Source organism: Pseudomonas sp. NY15356 (genome assembly GCF_048068175.1).
In the GTDB taxonomy this organism is placed as follows: domain Bacteria; phylum Pseudomonadota; class Gammaproteobacteria; order Pseudomonadales; family Pseudomonadaceae; genus Aquipseudomonas; species Aquipseudomonas putida_K.
On the sequence record NZ_JBLUPW010000014.1, the window covers coordinates 79,075 to 100,204 of the forward strand.

Genomic DNA, 21,130 nt, shown 5'->3' on the forward strand with positions numbered 1-21,130 from the left:
GCCACTTGATCCTTACAAGAACAACCAGGAGCCAGCATGCGTCTGATCCAATTCGAAACCGTCCATGCCCAGCGCCATGTCGGCGTGGTGGAAGGCGACGTGATCCAGGTCGTGAGCAATACCACCCACATGCGCGAACTGGCCCTGGCGGCCATTGGCAACCAGCGCAGCCTGAGCGCGGAAGTCATCGCACGAGGCCTGCACAGCTACGATGAGCGCTACGCCCAGCTTCTGGAGGCGTGCCGGGTATTGCCACCGCTGGACCACGAAGACCCCGCCCATTGCCTGGTCAGCGGCACCGGCCTGACTCATCTGGGCAGCGCCTCGACACGCGACAAGATGCATCAGCAGAAAATCGACGATGCCGCCGCCCTGACCGACACAGCACGCATCTTCCAATGGGGCATCGAAGGGGGGCGCCCTACCCCTGGCACCGTCGGCGTACAGCCTGAATGGTTCTACAAGGGTGACGGTTCGATCGTCGTGCGCCCAGGCCAGGCCTTCCAGAGCCCGCCCTTTGCCGAAGATGCAGGCGAGGAGCCTGAGCTGGCCGGGCTCTATGTCATCGGCGCTGATGGCCGACCCTACCGGTTGGGCTTCGCCATCGGCAATGAGTTTTCCGACCACGTGATGGAACGGCGCAACTACCTGTACCTGGCTCACTCCAAACTGCGCAACTGCTCGTTCGGCCCGGAGCTGCGCATCGGTGAGCTGCCCCGCCACCTGAATGGCGTCAGCCGGATCCGCCGAGGCGATGACGTCATCTGGGAAAAGGCGTTCCTCAGTGGCGAGGACAACATGTGCCACTCCCTGGAAAACCTGGAGTATCACCACTTCAAGTATGCGCAGTTCCTGCGCCCTGGCGATGTCCACATTCACTTCTTCGGCACCGCGACCCTGTCGTTCGCCGACCAGGTCAGGACGGCCGCCGGCGATGTCTTCGAAATCAGCCTGCCGGAATTCGGCGCCCCGCTGCGCAACGGCATTGCCCTGGCGCCAGCGACCTTCGCACCCGGAGAGGTGACGTCGCTCTGACCCGACGGCGGTGCATGGCCGCGCCGCCCCGGCATTTCATAACAACCATAAAAGAGAGATGAGCATGAAGAACAGCCCTAGCACAGCGGCCTCCACATCGGCCGTGGCCTGTGCCGACAGCACCCGCCCGACCAGCGTACGCTGGCGGATCTTCCTGATCCTGCTGTTGCTGGCCGCCATCAACTACATCGACCGGGCCTCGCTGTCGGTAGCCCTGCCGTTGATTTCAGCCGAGTTCGAACTGACCCCGGCGCTGGAAGGCCTGATACTCAGCGCCTTCTTCTGGTCGTACGCCTTGATGCAGATCCCCAGCGGCATGCTGCTGGACCGTTTCCAGGTGCGCAACATCATCGGCGTGGCCACGGTCGGCTGGGGAGCCTTCCAGGCGCTGGGCGGCTTTGCCCATCACTGGATCACCCTGCTGATCACCCGAGTCGGCCTGGGCGTGGCCGAGTCGCCGATCATGCCGGCAGGCGCCAAGCTCAACGGCGCCTGGCTGACGCCGAACGAACGCGGTCGCGGGGCGACCTTGGTCGATGGTGGTGCCCCGCTGGGCACGGCGCTCGGCGCGATCATCATCGCGGGCCTGATCACCTGGTTCGACTCCTGGCGCATCGCGTTCATCATCGCCGGCGTCGGCACCATCGTGGTGGGTATCTGGGCCTGGTGGTATATCCGCAACCACCCAAGCGAACACCCGCAGGTCAACGCGGCCGAGCTGTCCTACATCACCCAGGCCAACGAAGCCGCCAGCAAGCACAACGGCAACCGCAAGGCCGTGCTCAAGGAGCTACTCAAGAGCCGCTCGGTACTGTGCATGTTCGCAGGATATGCCTGCTACAACAGCGTGTTCTATGGCTTGCTGACCTGGATGCCAAGCTACCTGCACAAGGCTCATGACCTGGACATCAAGGCCATGGGCGGCGCGACCTTCCTGATCTTCATGTGCGGTTTCGTCAGCGAGCTGGTCGGCGGCTGGATCGCCGACAAGTGGAAGACCAACGGCGGGCAACCCAACACCGTGATGCGCAGCATGTTCGCAGGCTCGGCAGCCGTGGCCGCCCTGTGCATCCTGCTGGTGGCCTATACCCCGGATGCCGCGAAGGTGATCGCCCTGCTCTGCGTCGCACTGTTCTTCATTCGCTGGTGCGGAATGTACTGGTGCCTGCCGGCCATCCTCGGCGGCAAGTCCAAAGCCGGCGTGCTGGGCGGCAGCATGAACTTCTGCGGCAACATGGTGGGTGTGCTGGTCCCGATCCTGATCGGCCTGATCGTGCAGTTCACCGGCTCCTACTTCCTGGCCCTGATCTTCTTCGTGGTCATGGCGTTCGGCCTGATGCTGTTCTCCGGCCTGATCGATTATCGCGAACGCGGCCTGGCCTGATGGCCGCGTCCCTTTGAGGTGAATGTCATGCAACTGATTACAAAGACAGGCAGTGAAAACGCTGCCAATGCGGTGATCCGACTCAACCCACTGGACGACGTGCTGATCGCTCGCCAGCCGCTGCCCAAGGGCCTGCACCTGGATGAAGGCGTACGGGTGCTCGAACCGATCCCCGCCGGCCACAAGGTGGCCGCCCGCGACCTCGAGGCCGGCCAGCCGCTGCGCCGCTACGGGCAGATCATCGGCTTCGCCAGCCAGGCCATCGAGGCCGGCCAACATGTGCACGTGCACAACCTGGCGATGGGCGACTTCGCCCGCGACTATGCCTTCGGCGTCGATGCCCGGGGCGTGCAGGCCCCCACCGAAGACACCTTCATGGGCATCGTACGCCCGGACGGCCGGGTCGCCACGCGCAACTACATCGGCATCCTGACCTCGGTGAACTGCTCGGCGACCGTGGCTCGCGCCATCGCCGATCATTTCCGCCGCGACATCCACCCCGAAGCCCTGGCGCCCTACCCCAACGTCGATGGCGTGGTCGCCCTGACCCATGGCGTCGGTTGCGCCGTCGACCCCACTGGCGAGGCGTTGGCCATGCTGCGCCGGACCCTGGGCGGATACGCCGTGCATGCCAACTTCGCCGCAGTGCTGCTGATCGGCCTGGGCTGCGAAACCAACCAGATCCCTGACCTGCTTGCCGCCCAGGGCCTGGAAAGTTGCAACACCCTGCGCACCTTCACCATCCAGGGCTCCGGCGGCACGTCCAAGACCATCGCCAGCGGGATCGCCCAGGTCGAATCGCTGCTCGAAGAGGCCAACCGCGTCGAACGCCAGCCCGTCAGCGTGCGACACCTCACCGTAGGCCTGCAATGCGGTGGCTCGGATGGCTATTCGGGCATCACCGCCAATCCGGCCCTGGGCAATGCCGTGGACCGCCTGGTGGCCGCTGGCGGTACTGCAATCCTGTCGGAAACCCCGGAAATCTATGGCGCCGAGCACCTGCTGACGCGCCGTGCGGTGAGCCAGCACGTCGGCGAGAAACTGATCGCCCGCATCCAGTGGTGGGAGGCCTATTGCCAGCGCATGGGGGCCGAGCTGAACAACAACCCTTCTGCCGGCAACAAGGCCGGCGGCCTGACCACCATCCTGGAAAAGTCCCTTGGCGCCGTGGCCAAGGCCGGCTCCAGCGACCTGATGGACGTCTACGAGTATGCCGAGCCGGTGCGCGCCCACGGCCTGGTGTTCATGGACACCCCCGGCTACGACCCGATCTCGGCCACCGGCCAGGTTGCAGGTGGTGCCAACCTGATCGCCTTCACCACTGGACGTGGCTCGGCCTACGGCTGTGCGCCCTCCCCCTCGATCAAGCTGGCCACCAACACGCGCCTCTGGGAAACCCAGGAAGAAGACATGGATGTGAACTGCGGCGGTATTGCCGACGGCAGCATGACCATCGCAGAGCGTGGCGAGCATATCTATCAGCTGATGCTGCGCATTGCCTCGGGCGAACGCAGCAAAAGCGAGCAGCACGGCTATGGCCAGAACGAGTTCGTGCCGTGGCAGATCGGCGCCATCACCTGACCTTCTTGTTTACCCTTACAGGAGCCCTCCATGACCCGGATCCTCGGTCACAACTACATCGGCGGCCAACGCTCGGCCCAAGGCAGCATCCAGCTCCAGAGCCTGGACGCCACCACCGGCGAACCCTTGCCCGGCCTGTTCAGCCAAGCCACCGAAGCGGAGGCGGATGCGGCGGCCAAGGCGGCCGCCACGGCCTTCCCGAGCTATCGCAACCTGCCCGCGAGCAGACGTGCGGAGTTTTTGGACGCCATTGCCGACGAACTGGATGCCCTGGGTGACGACTTCATCGCCACCGTGTGTCGCGAAACGGCGCTGCCCAGCGCCCGCATCCTGGGGGAGCGCGGCCGGACCAGTGCGCAGATGCGCCTGTTCGCCAAGGTACTGCGCCGTGGCGACTTCCTTGGTGCACGTATCGACCACGCCCTGCCCGAGCGCCAGCCCGCGCCACGCCCGGACCTACGCCAGTACCGTATTGGCGTCGGGCCGGTCGCCGTGTTCGGCGCCAGCAACTTCCCCTTGGCCTTCTCCACCGCCGGCGGCGACACCGCATCGGCCCTGGCCGCTGGCTGCCCGGTGGTGTTCAAGGCGCACAGCGGCCACATGGCCACCGCCGAGTGGGTGGCCGATGCCATCCTGCGCGCAGCCGAACGCACCACCATGCCGGCTGGTGTGTTCAACATGGTCTATGGCAGCGGTGTCGGTGAGTGGTTGGTCAAGCATCCAGCGATCCAGGCGGTTGGCTTCACCGGCTCGCTCAAAGGTGGCAGCGCCTTGTGCCGCATGGCCGCCGAGCGCCCACAGCCGATTCCCGTGTTCGCCGAGATGTCCAGCATCAACCCGGTGATCGTCCTGCCAGCTGCACTGAAGGTTCGCGGCGAGGCGATTGCCCGGGAACTGAGCGCCTCGGTCACCCTCGGCTGTGGGCAGTTCTGCACCAATCCAGGCTTGGTCCTGGGCCTGCGTTCGCCTGCGTTCAGCGCCTTCATCGAGCAGCTCAAAGCCCAGATGGCCGACAAACCGGCCCAGACCATGCTCAATGTCGGCACCCTGGCCAGCTACCGCCAAGCGCTGGAGCACCTGCACGCCCACCCAGGCATCCGCCACCTGGCAGGCGCGGCGCAGGGTGCGCAACACGCCGAGCCACAACTGTTCCAAGCCGACGTCAGCCTGCTGCTCGAAGGCGATGGCCTGTTGCAGGAAGAGGTTTTCGGCCCCGCGACCCTGGTGGTCGAGGTCCAAGACCAGGCCCAACTGGCCGATGCGGTCAAGGCCCTGCGCGGCCAGCTGACCGCCACCCTCATCGGCGAGCCCGCCGAACTGCTGGCTCACGGCTGGTTGAGTGAGCTGTTGCAGGAAAAGGTCGGCCGCCTGTTGCTCAACGGCTACCCGACCGGTGTGGAAGTCTGCGATGCCATGGTGCACGGCGGCCCCTATCCCGCCACTTCCGATGCCCGCGGCACCTCCGTGGGGACCTTGGCCATCGACCGGTTCCTGCGGCCGGTGTGCTTCCAGAACTACCCCGACGAACTGCTCCCCCCCGCGCTGCAGAATGCCAACCCACTGGGCCTGCTGCGATTGGTCGATGGGGAATACAGCCGAGAAGCCTTGGCCCGCTAGCCGGCGCCTTTCAGGCCCCTGCCGGCTTTCCCTGCCCGTCGCACGCTTGGCGGATAAACCGCTTCTGAGCAGGGGGAAAGCCGGCTGCCTCCAAGGGGCGGTGAGGGCTTAGTTCCAGCACCGTTCTATCAGCTCAGCTGTAGTGCGCTCATAGAGACTGGTCCACCTATGGCGGATGTACGTGCAGACACCCGACGCATGGATGCTGGCCTGATCGCACGGGAAATCCAGGCGCAGCTGATCGCTTTGCGCCTGTGGAATGCTGACATCGCCATGCCCGTCAGAGTCTCGCGCCTGCTGTGCGGCCTCACGAGCGGTCTGCTCGTCCAGCGCGGCATTCTGCAGCATCACGTTGATCGCACTCTGCTTGTCGAGCCCTTTACCGCGCAGGAACTCGACGTTGTTGGAGATAGGCTGCCTCAGGTAGCTGGAGCGGACCTCGGACAATGAAGGGTCCTGATAGGCTCGCAGCTGTGGCGCCAGGAAGCTGTAGTCGCCGCTGCAACTGGCTGATGAAGCCGCGGCAGGCACCGGGATGCCGTCGCTTGCTGCGACAGCAGCCATGGCAGCGCCTTCACCCGTCGCTGCGCTGGCCCCTGCTCTCAACTGATTGGCCAGGTTCAGTGCGGTCGTTGCTTCGGCGCTTCTGCCCTTCAGGTTGTAGGCCGCCGCCGTGACGTCCAGGCCGGCCGCAATGACTGGGGTGTAGTCCGTTTCGTGATTGAGCACCCCAGCATTGCCTCGCAGGCCCTGGATCTGCATCAGCAGCAGGCTTTGTTGCTCGCCGGACGGGGGAATCGAGGCCCCGCCTGCACGAATGGGCTGGGCCGCCATCTCCCGGACGATCCGGTTCACCGCCAGGCCGACCGCCTCTTGCGCCGCCTTTGAGGAGGACTTCGTTGCGTCCGGGCAGCCCTGGTGCCAGCGCCCCAGGTCGCCACGTGCCATCTGGAAGGCTTCGAAGCTGTGCTTCGGTGTGCCGCCCGCCATCAAAGTGAACAGCACTTTTACCGCCGCCATATTGGCACTCGGCCCGTCAGCGCTCCATTGAACATCCTCGAGTTGCGGCAATACCGCCAGATCGTACCCGGCCGCAGAACTGCCCAAAGGCTTCAGATCCACACGCCGATAAACCATGGAAAGCTTCTGGAATGACTGCGCATACAGCTCTGGATAGAGGCGGAAGGATACTTCACAGGCGCTTCCGGCAAATCCTTCAGCCGACTTGTCGATGGCAGTACCCAGCTGAGAGGGGTCGATGAATACCACAGCTTGTGCCTGGGACTTGGGCAAGGCGCTGACCTCGGAATCCCGGACAGCGGATTCGATACTGTAGGCCCCGGCAGGCTTCCAGCTGGAACAGCCGTGCAGAACAACGGTACCGGCAAGGAGTGCAGCATACAGGCAGGATCTTGCAAACGAATCCATGACTCAATCCTTTGGCGGTGGCGACGAGGACGGATTGGGCAAAAGTAGTGGCACATGGCCAATAACCAACAAGCGAATTAAAGAATCGGCGCCAACGGATAGCAAATGATTTCGTACATTTGCCGGAAGCATCATTAATCCAACTTGCTGAAACGTTTCTCTAACTCTATAAAAAAGGCACAACTCCAACAAAAGGCTGCCGCCATGCCCGCTCTCAAACGCTTCGTTGCTTTCAGCACCCTGTTCGCGACCTCCCAGGCCATGGCCTGGGACTACGTCCTGCTCGACACCGACAAACCCGCCCAGAACTGGAAGATCACCAGCCAGCAGCTTGGCATAAAAACCGACAAGCCCTTCAGCGTCACCCTGCGCACCTTGCACGGCGGTCGGCAGGAGGGTGTCAGCATCGTCGACATCGATAACGGCACGATGAAACTTTCGGTGGTGCCGACTCGCGGCATGAACGTCTTGCAGGCCTCGGTCGGTAATGTGCGCATGGGCTGGGACTCGCCGGTCAAGGAAGTGGTCAACCCCTCCTTCATCGAACTCAATGGGCGCAATGGCCTAGGCTGGCTGGAAGGTTTCAACGAGCTGGTCACCCGCTGCGGTTACGAGTGGGTCGGCCACCCCGGCATCGACAATGGCGAACTGCTGACCCTGCACGGTCGGGCCGCCAACATTCCTGCGAACAACGTCACCCTGCACATCGATGAGAAGCCACCGTACGCCATCACCTTGCGTGGCGAACTGAAAGAGCAGGCATTCAAGAAGGTCGACTTCTCCATCGCGACCGAAGTGGTTACCGAACCCGGCAGCGTGGTGTTCACCCTCAACGACACCCTCACCAACAACGGCGATTATCCGAAGGAATACCAGGCGCTGTATCACAGTAACTTCAGCACCCCATTCCTGGAGCAGGGCGCTCGTTTCGCCGCGCCGGTGAAACAGGTGTCGCCGTTCAACGACAAGGCCAGGGGCGACCTGCCCGACTGGCAAACCTACCGCGCCCCCACCAAGGACTATGACGAAACGGTCTATAACGTGGTGCCGTATGCCGATGCCAGGGGCGATACATTGGCCGTGTTGCATAACAAGGCCGGCACCCTGGGCGTCTCGGTCGGTTTCAACACTCGGACACTGCCTGTGTTTTCCTTGTGGAAGAATACCGATACCCAAGGCCAGGGCTATGTCACGGGATTGGAGCCAGGAACGAGTTTTTCCTATAACCGCCGTTACCAGCGGCCACTGAACCTGGTGCCGACAATCGGACCGAAGCAACGCCGGCAGTTCCACATCAGCTACAGCCTATTGGCGGACAAAACGGCTGTGGACCAGGCCTTGAAACGGGTGAGCGAGATCCAGGGTGGGCGCGAAACCGAGGTGCGGCAGACGCCGTTGGTTGACCTGACCAAGGGGTAACGCCGACTAGGCAAGTCGGAAAAGGGCGCGCTGAAGGTAGTGAGGGGGCAGCCAACACCTGTCGCCCCCGGCCTTGCACCGCATGGTCTCCGCGCCTCCTGCACCACCAACTGTCTGGCGCCGTTCGGGCTGAGTCATGGATACGTCCTTCCAAAATGCATCCTCCTGCTGAGGGGTTAAGGATGCACAATGACTCCCTGGGACTGAACACCTAGCCAAGCGCTACAGCCACATCTTGATCTGCCGCGCCACCGCCTCGGTGGAAATACCGTAGCGATCATGCAGGGTCGGCAAGGCCCCGGCATCGAGGAAGGCATCCGGCAAGGCGATCTGACGGAAGGTCGGTGTCACGCCATTGCGCAGCAGCACACCGGCGACCGCCTCCCCCAGCCCACCAATGATGGAGTGGTTCTCCGCCGTCACCACCAGGCGGCCGGACTTGCGAGCCTCGGCAAGGATCGTCTGTTCATCCAGCGGCTTGATGGTCGGCACGTGCAGCACCGACACATCCACGCCATCCCTTTGCAACTGCTCGGCCGCTTCCAGGGCGCGCATGGTCATCAACCCGCTGGCGATCACCAGCACGTCCCGACCACCGCGCAGCACCTGTGCCTTGCACAACTGGAACCGGTAGTCGTAGCGATCCAGCACCAAGGGCACGTTGCCGCGTAGCAAACGCATGTAGACCGGGCCCTGATGCTCGGCGATGGCTGGCACGGCCTGTTCGATCTCCAACGCATCGCAAGGGTCGACGATCATCAGGTTCGGCATTGCGCGCAAGATCGCCAGGTCGTCGGTGGCCTGGTGGCTGGGGCCGTAGCCGGTGGTCAGGCCAGGCAGGCCGCAGACGATCTTGACATTGAGGTTTTCCTCGGCGATGGCCATGCAGATGAAGTCATAGGCCCGTCGCGAGGCGAATACCGCATAGGTAGTGGCGAATGGCGTCAGGCCTTCGCGGGCCATGCCGGCGGCGGCGCTCATCAGCAACTGCTCGGCCATGCCCATCTGGTAGAAACGGTCCGGGTGGGCCTTGGCGAAGATGTGCAGGTCGGTGTATTTGGACAGGTCGGCACTCAGGCCAACGATGTCCTGACGCTGCTCAGCCAGCGTCGCCAGGGCGTGACCGAACGGCGCCGGACGGGTTGGCTGGCCTTCGGCGGCGATGGAGGCGATCATCGCCGAGGTGGTCAGGCGTTTTTTCGGTGCGCTTACAGTGCTCATGCTTGGCTCCCGGCGTCCAGTGCTTGCAGGGCGAGGTCCCATTCGTGTTCATCGACACGAATGAAATGGGTTTTGTCGCGGTTTTCGAGGAAGGGAACGCCCTTGCCCATGCGGGTATCGCAAATGATCACCCGGGGTTGGGCGCCCGGGTGGGCACGGGCCTGGTCGAAGGCACGGACCAATGCATCGAGGTCATTGCCGTCGACCCGTTGCACGAACCAGCCAAACGCCTGCCAACGGTCGACGATCGGCTCGAACGCCAGCACTTCGCTGGAATGACCATCGGCCTGCTGATTGTTCACATCGACCAGGGCGATGAGGTTGTCCAGCCGCCAATGGCTGGCGGACATCACCGCCTCCCAGGTCGAGCCCTCGTTCAACTCACCGTCCGACAGCAGGTTGTACACCCAACTGGCCGAACCCTTGCGCTTGAGCCCCAGGCATGCGCCAACGGCGATGCCCAAACCATGCCCGAGCGAGCCGCCGGTGATTTCCATGCCCGGTGTATACGCGGCCATGCCGGACATGGGCAGGCGACTGTCGTCGCTACCGTAGGTCTCCAGTTCCTCTTCGGGAATGACCCCGGTTTCGATCAGCGCCGCGTACAAAGCGATCGCATAGTGCCCAATGGACAGGTAGAAGCGGTCGCGGCCTTCCCATTCGGGATTGCCCGGATCCATACGCAATGCATGGAAATAGGCCACGGCGAGCAGGTCGGCGGCACCCAAGGCCTGGCCGATATAGCCCTGTCCCTGTACTTGCCCCATGCGCAAGGCATGACGACGGATGTTGTGGGCGCGCACGGCCAGGGGCAGCGCCTCGTTATAGCTAGGCACAGCAGTCATGGAATGACTCCTTGTTGAATCAACGATTGACCAGGTTGGCCGGTACGCGCAGTACCAGGAAGGCACCGAACACCAGCACAATGGTGATGAGATACATGCCGATGGCATTGCTGCCCCAGGCGGTGGTGACCCAACCGATCAGGTAGGGCGAGCAGAAGCCGGCGAGGTTGGCGAAGCTGTTGACCGCCGCGATACCCGCTGCCGCCGACACGCCGCCGAGCAGCGTGGTGGGCAACATCCAGAACAGCGACGAGGCGGACAGGATGCCAGCAGCGGCCAGGCAAAGGCTCAGGATCGACAAGATTAGGCTGCTGCCCAGCGCCGCGGCCAGACTCAGGCCCAGTGCGCCCAGTAGCATGGGGATCGCCAGGTGCCAGCGCCGCTCCTGGTGGCGATCACCGCTACGCCCGGCCAGGAGCATGGCGACGATGGCACACAGGTACGGCACGCTGGTCATCAGGCCGATGTGCAAGGGATCGCTCACCCCTGCATTGCGCACCAGGGTTGGCAGCCAGAAGGTGATCGCGTACTGGCCCATGACCACACAGAAGTAAATCCCGGCCAGCAACCATAGGCGACGGTCGCGCAGGAAGTCGCCCACCGAGCCGTGCTTGACCTTGTGCTGCTCATCTTCGGCCAGCTCCCTGCGCACCAAGGCTTTTTCGTCATCACTGAGCCAATGCGCCTGGTCGACGCCATCCTTGAGATAGCTCAGCACGAGGATCCCTACCAGCACGGTCGGAATCGCCTCCAAAACGAACATCCATTGCCAGCCGGCCCAACCGTGCACCCCGGCGAAACGCTCCATGATCCACCCCGACAGCGGGCCGCCGACCATGCCCGAGAGCGGGATGGCGATGAACCACAAGGCTGTCATCTTCGCCCGGCGATAAGAGGGGAACCAGTAGGTCAGGTACAACAGCAGGCCCGGGGCAAGGCCCGCTTCGGCGATCCCCAGCAGAAAGCGCAGGGTATAGAACTGCCAGGCCGTCTCGACGAAGGCGAACATCGCCGAAATGATGCCCCAGGTGATCATGATGCGCGCGATCCAGCGCCGGGCGCCGACCTTGTGCAGGATGATGTTACTCGGTACTTCGCACAGGAAGTAACCGATGAAGAACATTCCGGCGCCCAGCCCGTAGACCGCTTCGGAGAGTGCCAGGTCATCCATCATCTGTAGCTTGGCGAAGCCGACGTTGACCCGGTCCAGGTAGGCACATAGGTAGCAGAGCATGAGAAAAGGCATCAGGCGCCAGGCCGTCTTGCGGTAGGCACTGCTGCGCGTGGCCGAAGCCGCGTCTAGCGTCAAAGTGGTCATGTCGATCTGATCTCTTGTTGTTATTGGCCGCCCGGGCCAGGCCGGGCTCAGATACAGAACGTAGGTGGCTGGTTGCTCAGTGGATCAGCATCCCACCGTTGACGTCCAACGTGATGCCCGTCAGATAGCTGGATAAGTCGCTGGCCAGGAACAGTGCCGCATTAGCGACGTCACGTGCTTCACCCAGACGCCCCAAGGGGATCCCTTCAATGATGGCGTGGCGTCGTTCATCCTGCATCAGGCCACCGGTGATGTCGGTGTGGATCAGGCCAGGGGTGATCGAGTTGACCCGTACATTATCCGGCCCCAGCTCGCGGGCCATCGCCTTGGCAAGGCCGAGCACAGCGGCTTTCGCGGCACTGTAGTGAGGGCCGCCGAAGATGCCGCCACCCCGCTGGGCGGAAACCGAGGACATGCACACGATGCTGCCGGCACCCTGGGCACGCATCGCTGGGATGACCGCCTGCGACATCAGCAGCGTGCCGCGCAGGTTGACATCGAGGATGCGGTCATAGTCGGCCCCGGTGATGTCCAGGGTCTTGACCGGCTGGGTGATGCCGGCATTGTTGACCAGCACATCGATCCGTCCGAAATGGGCCAGGACCTGCGCCACAGCATCGCGCACCAGAGCCTGGTCGGCGACATTAGCGGCAAGGCCGATGTGGCCTTCGCCCAGCTCAGCAGCGGCTTGGGCTGCTGCACTGGCGTCGAGGTCAAGGATCGCGACCTTGGCGCCCTGGTTGGCGAAAACCTGGGCGGTTGCACGGCCGATGCCGCGGGCAGAGGCTGCGCCAGTCACGATTGCGAATTTGCCTGCAAGTAGCATGAGAAACACTCCGGATGATTATTGTTGTGGGCAGCGGTCCGGGTGAACCGATGGGCACAGCTTCATGTCAGGACGCATCGCCAGCAACGCAGTGCATCTCATCCGCTGCTGAAAAAAATTCAGCCCTTGCTTGCTGTCGACAACGACGCGAAAGTACAAACACTCTTGTCCTCTGCGACTTTTTCAGGGAGCGACCGTGAACCAGGATACGATCCGCAAGCCGCCACAGATCCCTGCCCTGAAAGCGATTCAGGCCTTCGAGCAGGTCGCGCGTTTTGGCAACGTGGCTCGGGCCGCCGAACAACTCAACCTCACGCCCTCGGCGGTCAGTCACCAGATCGCCAACCTGGAAGCCCTGATCGGGCGCCCTTTGTTCATTCGCGAGGCCCGTGGCGTGTCCTTGACGCCCGCCGGCGAGCAGTACCTGCGTGAGGTGGCGGGTATCCTGCAGAGCCTGGCCAGTGCCACGGAGCGTGCCGGAAGCGCGGTCGGCTTCGATTGCCTGCGGCTGCACTCGGCGCCCAGCTTCGGCCTGCTGTGGCTATTGCCACGCCTGGAACACTTTCGCAGCAGCCATCCGGAAATCCAGATCAACCTATCGTGCTCCTACGAATCACTGCATTTCGGCCGTCACCAGATCGACCTGGACATCCGACATGGCTACCCCAACTGGCCGAGTCTGGAGGTACGCACCATCCGCCATGAACGTGCAACGGTACTGTCGTCGCCACAGTTGCTCGCACGTCGGCAGATCAAGCAACCCAGCGACCTGCTGGGGGAAAACCTGATCCTCTCGGAAGCGGCCCTCGTCCAGTGGCCTCAATGGTTCGCCCAGCAAGGCGTGACATTGCCACAGGCCCCGTTCGCACTGAGCTTCGACCGCTCCTACATGAGCCTGGAAGCCGCTGGCCATGGGTATGGGTTTGCCCTGGAAAGTTCACTGCTGGCCCAGGACTACATCGCCAGGGGCGAGCTGGTGCCAGTTTTCCCACAGGAACTGGCCACCCCCGTCAGCGCCCACCACCTGGTGTTCCCTCGCGGGCATGCCGAAACTTCGAGGGTGCGGCTGTTCCTCGACTGGGTGCAGGGTCAATTGGGGCATGATTTCAACTATTGAACCCATGGCACCAGGCACCGGCATGCTCAACAGGATCAGGCAAGCAATCCAGCGGATCACGCTACTGGTCAGCGCCTTGCCACCTGGACAATGCCCCTCACGAACTTCACGAGGGTCATACCATGCAAGTCAATGCTTACGGTGCCCATGCCGGCAACCTACCCCTGGAGCCGCTGCGCATCACCCGCCGCACACCCGGTGCCCACGATGTCCAGATCCAGATCGCCTTCTGCGGCATCTGCCACTCGGACCTGCACCAGGTGCGCTCCGAGTGGGAAGGCACGCACTACCCCTGCGTCCCGGGCCACGAAATCGTCGGCCGTGTGACGGCAGTGGGTGCCCACGTCGCCTCGTTCAAACCAGGCGACCTGGTCGGTGTGGGCTGCATCGTCGACAGCTGCAAGCACTGCGATGACTGCGACGCAGGCCTGGAGAACTACTGCGACGGCATGATCGGCACCTACAACTTCCCGACCCCGGATGCGCCAGGCTGGACGTTGGGCGGGTACGCCGAGGCCATTGTCGTGCATGAACGCTACGTGCTGCGTATCGGCCACCCCGAGGCGCAACTGGCCGCGGTGGCGCCGCTGCTGTGCGCGGGGATCACCACCTACTCGCCGCTGCGCCATTGGCACGCCGGGCCCGGCAAGAAGGTCGGCGTGGTCGGCATCGGCGGCCTGGGACACATGGGGATCAAGCTGGCTCACGCCATGGGTGCTCATGTGGTGGCGTTCACCACATCCGAGCACAAGCGCGAAGCGGCCCTGGCGCTGGGCGCCGACGAGGTGGTGGTGTCGCGTGATGCACAGCAGATGGCTGCCCATGCCAAGAGTTTCGACTTCATCCTCAACACGGTCGCCGCGCCCCATGACCTGGATGCGTTCCTGGTCCTGCTCAAGCGCGACGGGGCGATGACCCTGGTGGGCGCGCCGGCCTCGCCACATTCCTCGCCCAACGTCTTCAACCTGATCATGAAGCGCCGCACCCTGGCCGGTTCGATGATCGGCGGCATTCCCGAGACCCAGGAGATGCTCGATTTCTGCGCCGAGCATGGCATCGTCGCGGATATCGAACTGGTACGTGCCGAGCAGATCAACGAGGCCTACGAACGGATGCTGCGGGGCGAGGTGAAGTATCGGTTCGTGATCGACAACGCCAGCCTGGCTGGCTGAGGCTGGGCCCATCGCCGGCTCCGCCAGCTCCCACCAAGCACGCGGAGCCTGGGCCGTATTTGCACGGCTGGCTTGTTTAGCACCATAGAATCTCCCACCTGTCTTGCGCTGCTGTTGTAGACACCGCTGAACCTGTGGGAGCCGGCTTGCCGGCGATTGGGCCGGGGCAGGCAACCCAAGACAGTTGCTCCCATTTGTCCTGCGCGTTGTTCTATGAAAGCGGATATTCGACCTTCGAGCCACAAACCTCGGCACCTGGCGTCAGCTGCGCCCGGGTGGCCTTGCCGATGTCCATGATGTGCATGACCTCGATTCCCCGTACCAGCAGATGATCGGCGACGATGCGCCGATGACAACGCCACCAGACCGCCTCGGAACACATGATCGCGCAGCGCCGGGCTTCACTGAGCTCGATCAGCTCATCCAGCCCCGCGGCGAACTCGGCACCCAACGCATGGTCGGCATAGTTGTGAAAGCTGCGGTTGCGCCACAACCCATTGATGTGCGGAGCAACGGCCTTCGATTTCTTGCGCAGCCCGCCCAACGCCGCGATCCGGCGGTGATCCATGCCCTCCTGCTGTAGCAAGCCAGGCAACACGTCCAGGTTGTACTGCGGGTTGGTACGGGAGCGGGGAACCGTCCTGATGTCGACCACCACCTGCACGCCGAAACTGCGCATCAATGCGACGAAGGCTTCGATCGACCGGGTCGAATGCCCCACGGTGAATACCTTGTGCGGCATGTCGTTCATCGGGACATGTCCAGGCGTTCCTGCAGCGCCAGGGCATTCCCCAAAGCGGCACCGCCGGCGGTGTTGTCGAAAATGCACCAGGTCGGCACGTTCGCCGCGCGGCTCGCTCGAAGCTCTGCGGCCAGGCGCTGCAGGTAGGCCTCGGCGTAGTCGCTGTAGTAGATCCGTGGTTCACCATGTAAACGCCAATAGATCAGCCCTGGCCATCCGCCAGGCTTGGCATCGCTTTCGAAACGCGCTGGGCTGGCGGCCACCTGGGCGATCTGCAGATCGGTCAGCAACGGCTCGGCAGACTGCCATGACGCGTGCCGTGGCTCCAACGCCAGCGGCCCGGCATGGCGCCTGCGTAGAGCTTCGAAGAAGCGCCGGGCGACCTGTGGTTCGTATCGCAACGAAGGCGGCAACTGCACCAGCAGGCAGCCCAGGCGTTCGCCCAGCTCCCCGCACTGTTCGAGAAATGCATCGAGCAATGCATCGCTGGCGTGCAGGCGCTGCTCATGGGTGATCGCCTTGGGCATCTTCACCGAGAAACGAAAATGCCTGGGCACCGAGGCAGCCCAGCGGGCGTAGGTCTGGGGCTTGTGCGGGCGGTAGAACGAGCTGTTGATCTCCACCGCGTCCAACCTTGCGGCGTAGCGCTGCAGATGGCTGCCCACCTGCGCAAACACCTCGGCATAGGCGCTGGGTACGCTCCAACCGGCACAGCCGATGAACACGTTCATGAACGGGGCTACTCCTCCTGGTCTCGAATGCCTGTCTGTTCAGACGACACGCGAAACCGGGTCGTTCCGTCGAGCTGCCCCAGCCTTGTGTGTGAGTGGCGGTGCGGCAGGTTCAGCTGCAACTCGCCCGATCCCGCACCGGACACTGCGCCCGGTGCAGGTTCAGCGCGGTATTGATGATGCCGATATGGCTGAACGCCTGAGGGAAATTGCCAAGCATGCGCTTGCCCACCGGGTCGTACTGCTCCGCCAGCAAGCCGACGTCGTTGCACAGCGCCGCCAACCGCTCATACAGCGCCCGCGCCTCTTCCTGGCGGCCGAGCAACACGTACACATCCGCCAGCCAGAACGAGCACACCAGGAACGTTCCCTCCCCCGGTGTCAGACCGTCACTGCAGCGGTCGCTGTCGTAGCGCAGCAGCAAGCCGTTGCGCAGCAGGCGTTTTTCGATTTCCGCCAGCGTGCACAGGAACCGGGGATCCTCCGCCGGCAGGAAACCGGTCAAGGCGATCTGCAGCAAGCTGGCGTCCACCTCCGCCGAGCCGTAGGCCTGCACGAAGCACTGGCGTTTGGCGTCGAGCCCTTGCTGGCAGACTTCGCGGTGAATCTCATCGGCTACTTGCCGGTAGTGCCGCCCGCGCTCGCGGTCCTCCTCGGTGGTTTCGGCAAGGCTCGCGGCGCGGTCGAAGGCCACCCAGGCCATGACCTTGGAATGCACGAAGTGCTGCCGCCCGCCACGCACTTCCCAGAGACCCTCGTCAGGCTCGCGCCAGATGCGCTCCAGGTACGGCAGGATCAGGCGGGCGATGGCGGAGCTGCGCGGGTGCCGGGGCAGGCCGCCACGAATGGCCTGGGTCATGGCGTCGGCAAGCTCGCCGTAGATATCCAATTGCAGCTGTTGGGCTGCGGCGTTGCCGATGCGAACGGGCCGGGACTGTTCGTAGCCACTGAGCCACGGCAGGGTGAATTCCGGCAGGTCGCGCTCACCGGCCAGGCCGTACATGATCTGCATCTGTTCCGGGTTGCCGGCCACCGAGCGTAGCAGCCATTCGCGCCAGGCCTGGGCTTCGTCGAAATAGCCGAGGTTCATCAGCGCCAGCAGGGTCATGGTGGCGTCGCGTAGCCAGCAGTAGCGGTAGTCCCAGTTGCGCTCGCCGCCGATGCGCTCAGGCAAGGAGGTGGTAGCAGCGGCGACCATGCCGCCGGTAGGGGCGTAGGTCAGGGCCTTGAGGGTCAGCAGGGAGCGGCGGACCAGGGGCGTCCAGGGGCCGACGTCGGGGCAGCGGGCGGCGAAGGCCTGCCATTGGGTATGGCTGTTTTCCAAGGCCTGGTCGACATCGAAGTCGGGCTGCGGGGGCAGGTGCGAAAGCTGATGGCGCAGGCTGAACACCTGGCGTTGGCCGGCATGGACGCGGAAGCGGCAAACGCTGTGGTGGTCGTGGGAATGGACGGGCTCGGTGCTGCGCAGGATGAGGCGGTCTGGGCCGGCGACGGCACTCAGGGTCAGGGGGTCGATCCTTTCCACCCAGGGCACGCTGCGGCCGTAGTCGAAACGCAGCACCAGGTCCATCTCGAAGCTGGTTTCGCCGGCAAGGCCTTCGACGATGCGGACCACGGCGCTGTGCTCGCCCAGCGGCATGAAATCCAGGACCCGGGCACGACCGCTGGCGGTGGTGTAGGTGGTTTCCAGGATCAGGGTGTCGTCGAGGTAGCGCCGGTGGGTGGTTTCCACCAAGTCGCAGGGGGCCAGGCGCCAGCGACCGTTCTCCTCGTTGCCCAGCAGCGCGGCGAAGACTGCCGGGGCATCGAAACGTGGCAGGCACAGCCAGTCCAGTGAGCCGTCGCGGCTGACCAGGGCGGCGCTGCGGCAGTTGCCCAACAGGGCGTAGTCTTCGATCGGGGCTGGCATGGGGACTCCTTTTTTGGACTGCGCATTCGGGGGCGCCATGCGCCCCGATCGCGGGACAAGCCCGCTCCTACAGGCCCGGCGCCCCGGGCTTGTCCCGCGATCGGGCCGGTAAGAGCAACGCATCAACCCAAGGTATGCCACTCCCGCTTGTCACGCGTAAGCAGCTCGTTGCCCGCTTCAGGGCCGTCTTCGCCGGCGGCGTATTCATGGACCTCGCCGCCGCTGGCCCAGGCATCCAGGAACGGCTGCACCGCGCGCCAACCGTTCTCGATGTTGTCGGCTCGCTGGAACAGGGTCTGGTCGCCCGTGAGGCAGTCGTAGATCAGCGTCTCGTACCCGGTCGCCGGGGTCATCTGGAAGAAGTCCTTGTAGGCGAAGCCCAGCTCGACATTCTCCATCACCAGCTCAGGGCCGGGGCGCTTGGCCTGCAGGTCGAACCACATGCCCTCGTTGGGCTGGATCTGGATCTTCAGGTAGTTGGGCTTGGGCCGCTCCAGCTCCGACTCGCGGAACTGGGCATAGGGCGCTGGCTTGAAGCAGATGGCGATTTCGGTGTCGCGCACGCTCATGCGCTTGCCGGTGCGCAGGTAGAACGGCACGCCGGCCCAGCGCCAGTTGTCGATCATCACCTTCAAGGCCACATAGGTTTCGGTGCGGCTGTCGGGGGCCACGTTTGGCTCCTGCCGGTAACCCGCCAGGCGCTTGCGGCCTTGCTTGCCGGCCACGTACTGGCCGCGCACGGAGTTCTTCAGGGCCATCTTCTGCGACCAGGGGCGGATGGCACCGATCACCTTGGCCTTCTCGCTGCGCACGGCATCGGCGGCGAATGCGGCCGGGGGCTCCATGGCGACCATCGCGAGCAACTGGAACAGGTGGTTGGGCACCATGTCGCGCAGGGCGCCGGTGTTGTCGTAGAAGGCACCGCGGGTCTCGACGCCGACGGTTTCGGCGGCGGTGATCTGGATATGGTCGATGTAGTGGTTGTTCCAGAACGACTCGAACAGGCCGTTGGAGAAGCGGCTGACCAGGATGTTCTGCACCGTCTCCTTGCCCAGGTAATGGTCGATCCGGTAGATCTGCCGCTCGGTCATCACACCCAGCAGGCAGGCGTTCAGGGCTTCGGCACTGGCCAGGTCGGTGCCGAAGGGCTTTTCCACCACCACCCGGCGAAAGCCGCCGCCGGACTCGTCCAGCAGGCCGGCATCGCCCAGGCGCTGCGCCACTTCGGGGAAGAAGCGCGGCGAAGTGGCCAGGTAGAAGATGGCATTGCCGTGGGCGGTCTTGTCGATGCGCCGGGCGATGGCTGCATAAGTGGCGGGGTCGAGGAAATCGCCGGTCTGGTAATCCAGGCGCTTGGCAAGGCGTGCCCAGCGCCTGTCATCCAGGCATTTATTGGCGCCTTCGCCTTTGTCACGCTCGGCCATGAAATCATGCAGGCGGTCGGCGAACGCCTGCGCGGTGGCCGGGTTGTGGTCAACGCCAACGATGCGCAGGTTGCGGTCCAGCAAGCCATCGCGGCTGAGGTTGTACAGCGCCGGCATCAGCAGGCGCTTGACCAGGTCGCCGTTGGCGCCGAACAGGAACAAGGTGCACGGCGGCGCGGCGGGAATCTTCTGTGGCTTCATTTGCCTTTCTCGACGTGGCCGCCAAAGCCCAGGCGCATGGCCGAGAGGATCTTGTCGCCGTAGGTCCCTTGCTGCTGGCGGGAACGGAAGCGGGCGAACAGCGCGCTGGACAGCACCGGCACCGGCACGGCCTGTTCGACGGCGGCGTCGATGGTCCAGCGGCCTTCCCCGCTGTCGGACACCGAGCCACTGAAGCGCGCCAGCTGCGGGTCGGCCACCAGAGCATCGGCGGTGAGGTCGAGCAGCCAGGAGGTGACCACGCTGCCACGGCGCCACACTTCGGCGATCTCGGCCACGTCGAGGTCGAAACGCTGGTCTTCGGGCAGTTCCGGGCCGCCTTTGCTGCGCAGCAGGTCGAAGCCTTCGGCGTAGGCCTGCATCAGGCCGTATTCGATGCCGTTGTGCACCATCTTCACGTAGTGCCCGGCGCCAGCGGGGCCTGCGTGAATATAGCCATGCTCGGCGCGGCCATGCTCGCCTTCGCGGCCCTGGGTCCGAGGGATGTCGCCCACGCCAGGGGCCAGGGCCTTGAACAGCGGCTCCAGGCGCTCGAATACGGCTTTCTCGCCGCCGATCATCATGCAGTATCCACGCTCCAGGCCCCACACGCCGCCGGAGGTGCCGACGTCGAGGTAGTGCAGGCCGCGCTTGGCCAGTTCGCTGGCGCGGCGCATGTCGTCCTTGTAGAAGGTGTTGCCGCCATCGATGATCGCGTCGCCCGGTTCCAGCAGTTCGGCCAGCTGGGCGATGGTCTGCTCGGTGGGCTCGCCGGCCGGCAGCATCACCCATACGGCACGCGGGGCCTTGAGCTTTTGTACCAGGGCACCCAGGTCGTGGGCCCCTTGGGCGCCCTCGCCCTCCAATGCCACGACCGCATCGCGGTTACGGTCATGCACCACGGTCCGGTGCCCTGCGAGCATCAGCCTTCTCGCGATATTGCCGCCCATGCGGCCCAGCCCGACGATTCCCAGTTGCATGTGCCGAAGCTCCCCTTGGTAAATGGATGACAACGCGGTTCAGGTGTTCAGATTAGTCCAGCACTCCGCTCGAGGGTTCACCGACGAACGGGGCGACAACGATAAACAAAAAAGTTCCCAAGGCCAGGAAAAGAATTCAGAATGCCCGCCGCACGAGCGTCTACCCTTGTAAGGAACACTCGT

Annotated in this window: 17 protein-coding genes; 7 read left to right on the forward strand and 10 right to left on the reverse strand. The window is 64.0% G+C overall.

What is annotated here, in order from left to right:
* Window positions 1–36 precede the first annotated feature (36 nt).
* Genes araD1 through ACNFCI_RS13445 form a run of 4 tightly spaced genes read left to right on the forward strand, consistent with a single transcriptional unit; the run spans window position 37 to window position 5,617 of the window.
* On the forward strand, window positions 37–1,035 hold the full coding sequence (gene araD1, locus ACNFCI_RS13430) for an AraD1 family protein (protein ID WP_084855761.1): 999 nt from the start codon (window positions 37–39) through the stop codon (window positions 1,033–1,035).
* Window positions 1,036–1,093: 58 nt separating this feature from the next.
* Window positions 1,094–2,419 carry an MFS transporter gene (locus ACNFCI_RS13435; RefSeq protein ID WP_416768015.1) on the forward strand — a complete coding sequence of 442 codons (1,326 nt, stop codon included), beginning with the start codon at window positions 1,094–1,096 and terminating at the stop codon, window positions 2,417–2,419.
* Window positions 2,420–2,446: 27 nt separating this feature from the next.
* Window positions 2,447–4,000 carry a UxaA family hydrolase gene (locus ACNFCI_RS13440; RefSeq protein WP_368830250.1) on the forward strand — a complete coding sequence of 518 codons (1,554 nt, stop codon included), beginning with the start codon at window positions 2,447–2,449 and terminating at the stop codon, window positions 3,998–4,000.
* 30 nt (window positions 4,001–4,030) lie between these two features.
* Window positions 4,031–5,617 carry an aldehyde dehydrogenase (NADP(+)) gene (locus ACNFCI_RS13445; RefSeq protein ID WP_084855764.1) on the forward strand — a complete coding sequence of 529 codons (1,587 nt, stop codon included), beginning with the start codon at window positions 4,031–4,033 and terminating at the stop codon, window positions 5,615–5,617.
* Between the two features lie 108 nt (window positions 5,618–5,725).
* Here ACNFCI_RS13445 and ACNFCI_RS13450 read toward each other — a convergent pair whose 3' ends face one another.
* Window positions 5,726–7,045 (reverse strand): hypothetical protein, encoded by a 1,320-nt coding sequence (locus ACNFCI_RS13450; protein ID WP_368830251.1) that lies wholly within the window; start codon window positions 7,043–7,045, stop codon window positions 5,726–5,728.
* A gap of 204 nt (window positions 7,046–7,249) precedes the next feature.
* Between ACNFCI_RS13450 and ACNFCI_RS13455 the strand changes: the two genes are divergently transcribed.
* Window positions 7,250–8,464: an aldose 1-epimerase family protein gene (locus ACNFCI_RS13455; protein ID WP_368830252.1), complete on the forward strand. Its 1,215-nt coding sequence runs from the start codon at window positions 7,250–7,252 to the stop codon at window positions 8,462–8,464.
* 222 nt (window positions 8,465–8,686) lie between these two features.
* Here ACNFCI_RS13455 and ACNFCI_RS13460 read toward each other — a convergent pair whose 3' ends face one another.
* The 4 genes from ACNFCI_RS13460 to ACNFCI_RS13475 form a co-directional block, all read right to left on the reverse strand.
* Window positions 8,687–9,685, reverse strand: coding sequence for a transketolase family protein (locus ACNFCI_RS13460; protein WP_084855767.1), 999 nt, complete (start codon window positions 9,683–9,685; stop codon window positions 8,687–8,689).
* Window positions 9,682–10,530: a transketolase gene (locus ACNFCI_RS13465; RefSeq protein ID WP_324818774.1), complete on the reverse strand. Its 849-nt coding sequence runs from the start codon at window positions 10,528–10,530 to the stop codon at window positions 9,682–9,684. The genes ACNFCI_RS13460 and ACNFCI_RS13465 overlap by 4 nt, the downstream gene beginning before the upstream one ends.
* Window positions 10,531–10,549: 19 nt before the next feature.
* Window positions 10,550–11,848 carry an MFS transporter gene (locus ACNFCI_RS13470; protein WP_084855769.1) on the reverse strand — a complete coding sequence of 433 codons (1,299 nt, stop codon included), beginning with the start codon at window positions 11,846–11,848 and terminating at the stop codon, window positions 10,550–10,552.
* Between the two features lie 76 nt (window positions 11,849–11,924).
* Window positions 11,925–12,674 carry an SDR family NAD(P)-dependent oxidoreductase gene (locus ACNFCI_RS13475; RefSeq protein WP_084855770.1) on the reverse strand — a complete coding sequence of 250 codons (750 nt, stop codon included), beginning with the start codon at window positions 12,672–12,674 and terminating at the stop codon, window positions 11,925–11,927.
* A 196-nt stretch (window positions 12,675–12,870) separates the two neighbouring features.
* Here ACNFCI_RS13475 and ACNFCI_RS13480 point away from each other — a divergent pair, with 196 nt between their 5' ends.
* Window positions 12,871–13,791, forward strand: coding sequence for a LysR substrate-binding domain-containing protein (locus ACNFCI_RS13480; protein WP_084855771.1), 921 nt, complete (start codon window positions 12,871–12,873; stop codon window positions 13,789–13,791).
* Window positions 13,792–13,913: 122 nt separating this feature from the next.
* A complete protein-coding gene (locus ACNFCI_RS13485) occupies window positions 13,914–14,963 on the forward strand; it encodes an NAD(P)-dependent alcohol dehydrogenase (protein ID WP_368830253.1) in 1,050 nt (349 codons plus the stop codon).
* 211 nt (window positions 14,964–15,174) lie between these two features.
* Here the strand turns inward: ACNFCI_RS13485 and ACNFCI_RS13490 are convergent, their stop codons facing one another.
* The 5 genes from ACNFCI_RS13490 to gnd all read right to left on the reverse strand — a co-directional run bounded on the left by ACNFCI_RS13490 (window position 15,175) and on the right by gnd (window position 20,971).
* Window positions 15,175–15,714 carry a DUF488 family protein gene (locus tag ACNFCI_RS13490; RefSeq protein ID WP_368830254.1) on the reverse strand — a complete coding sequence of 180 codons (540 nt, stop codon included), beginning with the start codon at window positions 15,712–15,714 and terminating at the stop codon, window positions 15,175–15,177.
* Window positions 15,711–16,436, reverse strand: a complete 726-nt coding sequence (locus tag ACNFCI_RS13495) for a DUF72 domain-containing protein (protein WP_368830255.1) — start codon at window positions 16,434–16,436, stop codon at window positions 15,711–15,713. Before ACNFCI_RS13495 ends, ACNFCI_RS13490 begins: the two co-directional genes overlap by 4 nt.
* A gap of 112 nt (window positions 16,437–16,548) precedes the next feature.
* The gene (locus ACNFCI_RS13500) at window positions 16,549–18,345 is read right to left on the reverse strand and encodes a glycoside hydrolase family 15 protein (RefSeq protein WP_368830256.1); all 1,797 of its coding nucleotides are present in this window, start codon (window positions 18,343–18,345) and stop codon (window positions 16,549–16,551) included.
* A 122-nt stretch (window positions 18,346–18,467) separates the two neighbouring features.
* Complete coding sequence (gene zwf / locus ACNFCI_RS13505) at window positions 18,468–19,970, reverse strand: glucose-6-phosphate dehydrogenase (protein WP_416768016.1); 1,503 nt, start codon at window positions 19,968–19,970, stop codon at window positions 18,468–18,470.
* Window positions 19,967–20,971, reverse strand: coding sequence for a phosphogluconate dehydrogenase (NAD(+)-dependent, decarboxylating) (gnd, locus tag ACNFCI_RS13510; protein WP_368830258.1), 1,005 nt, complete (start codon window positions 20,969–20,971; stop codon window positions 19,967–19,969). The genes zwf and gnd overlap by 4 nt, the downstream gene beginning before the upstream one ends.
* Window positions 20,972–21,130 lie beyond the last annotated feature (159 nt).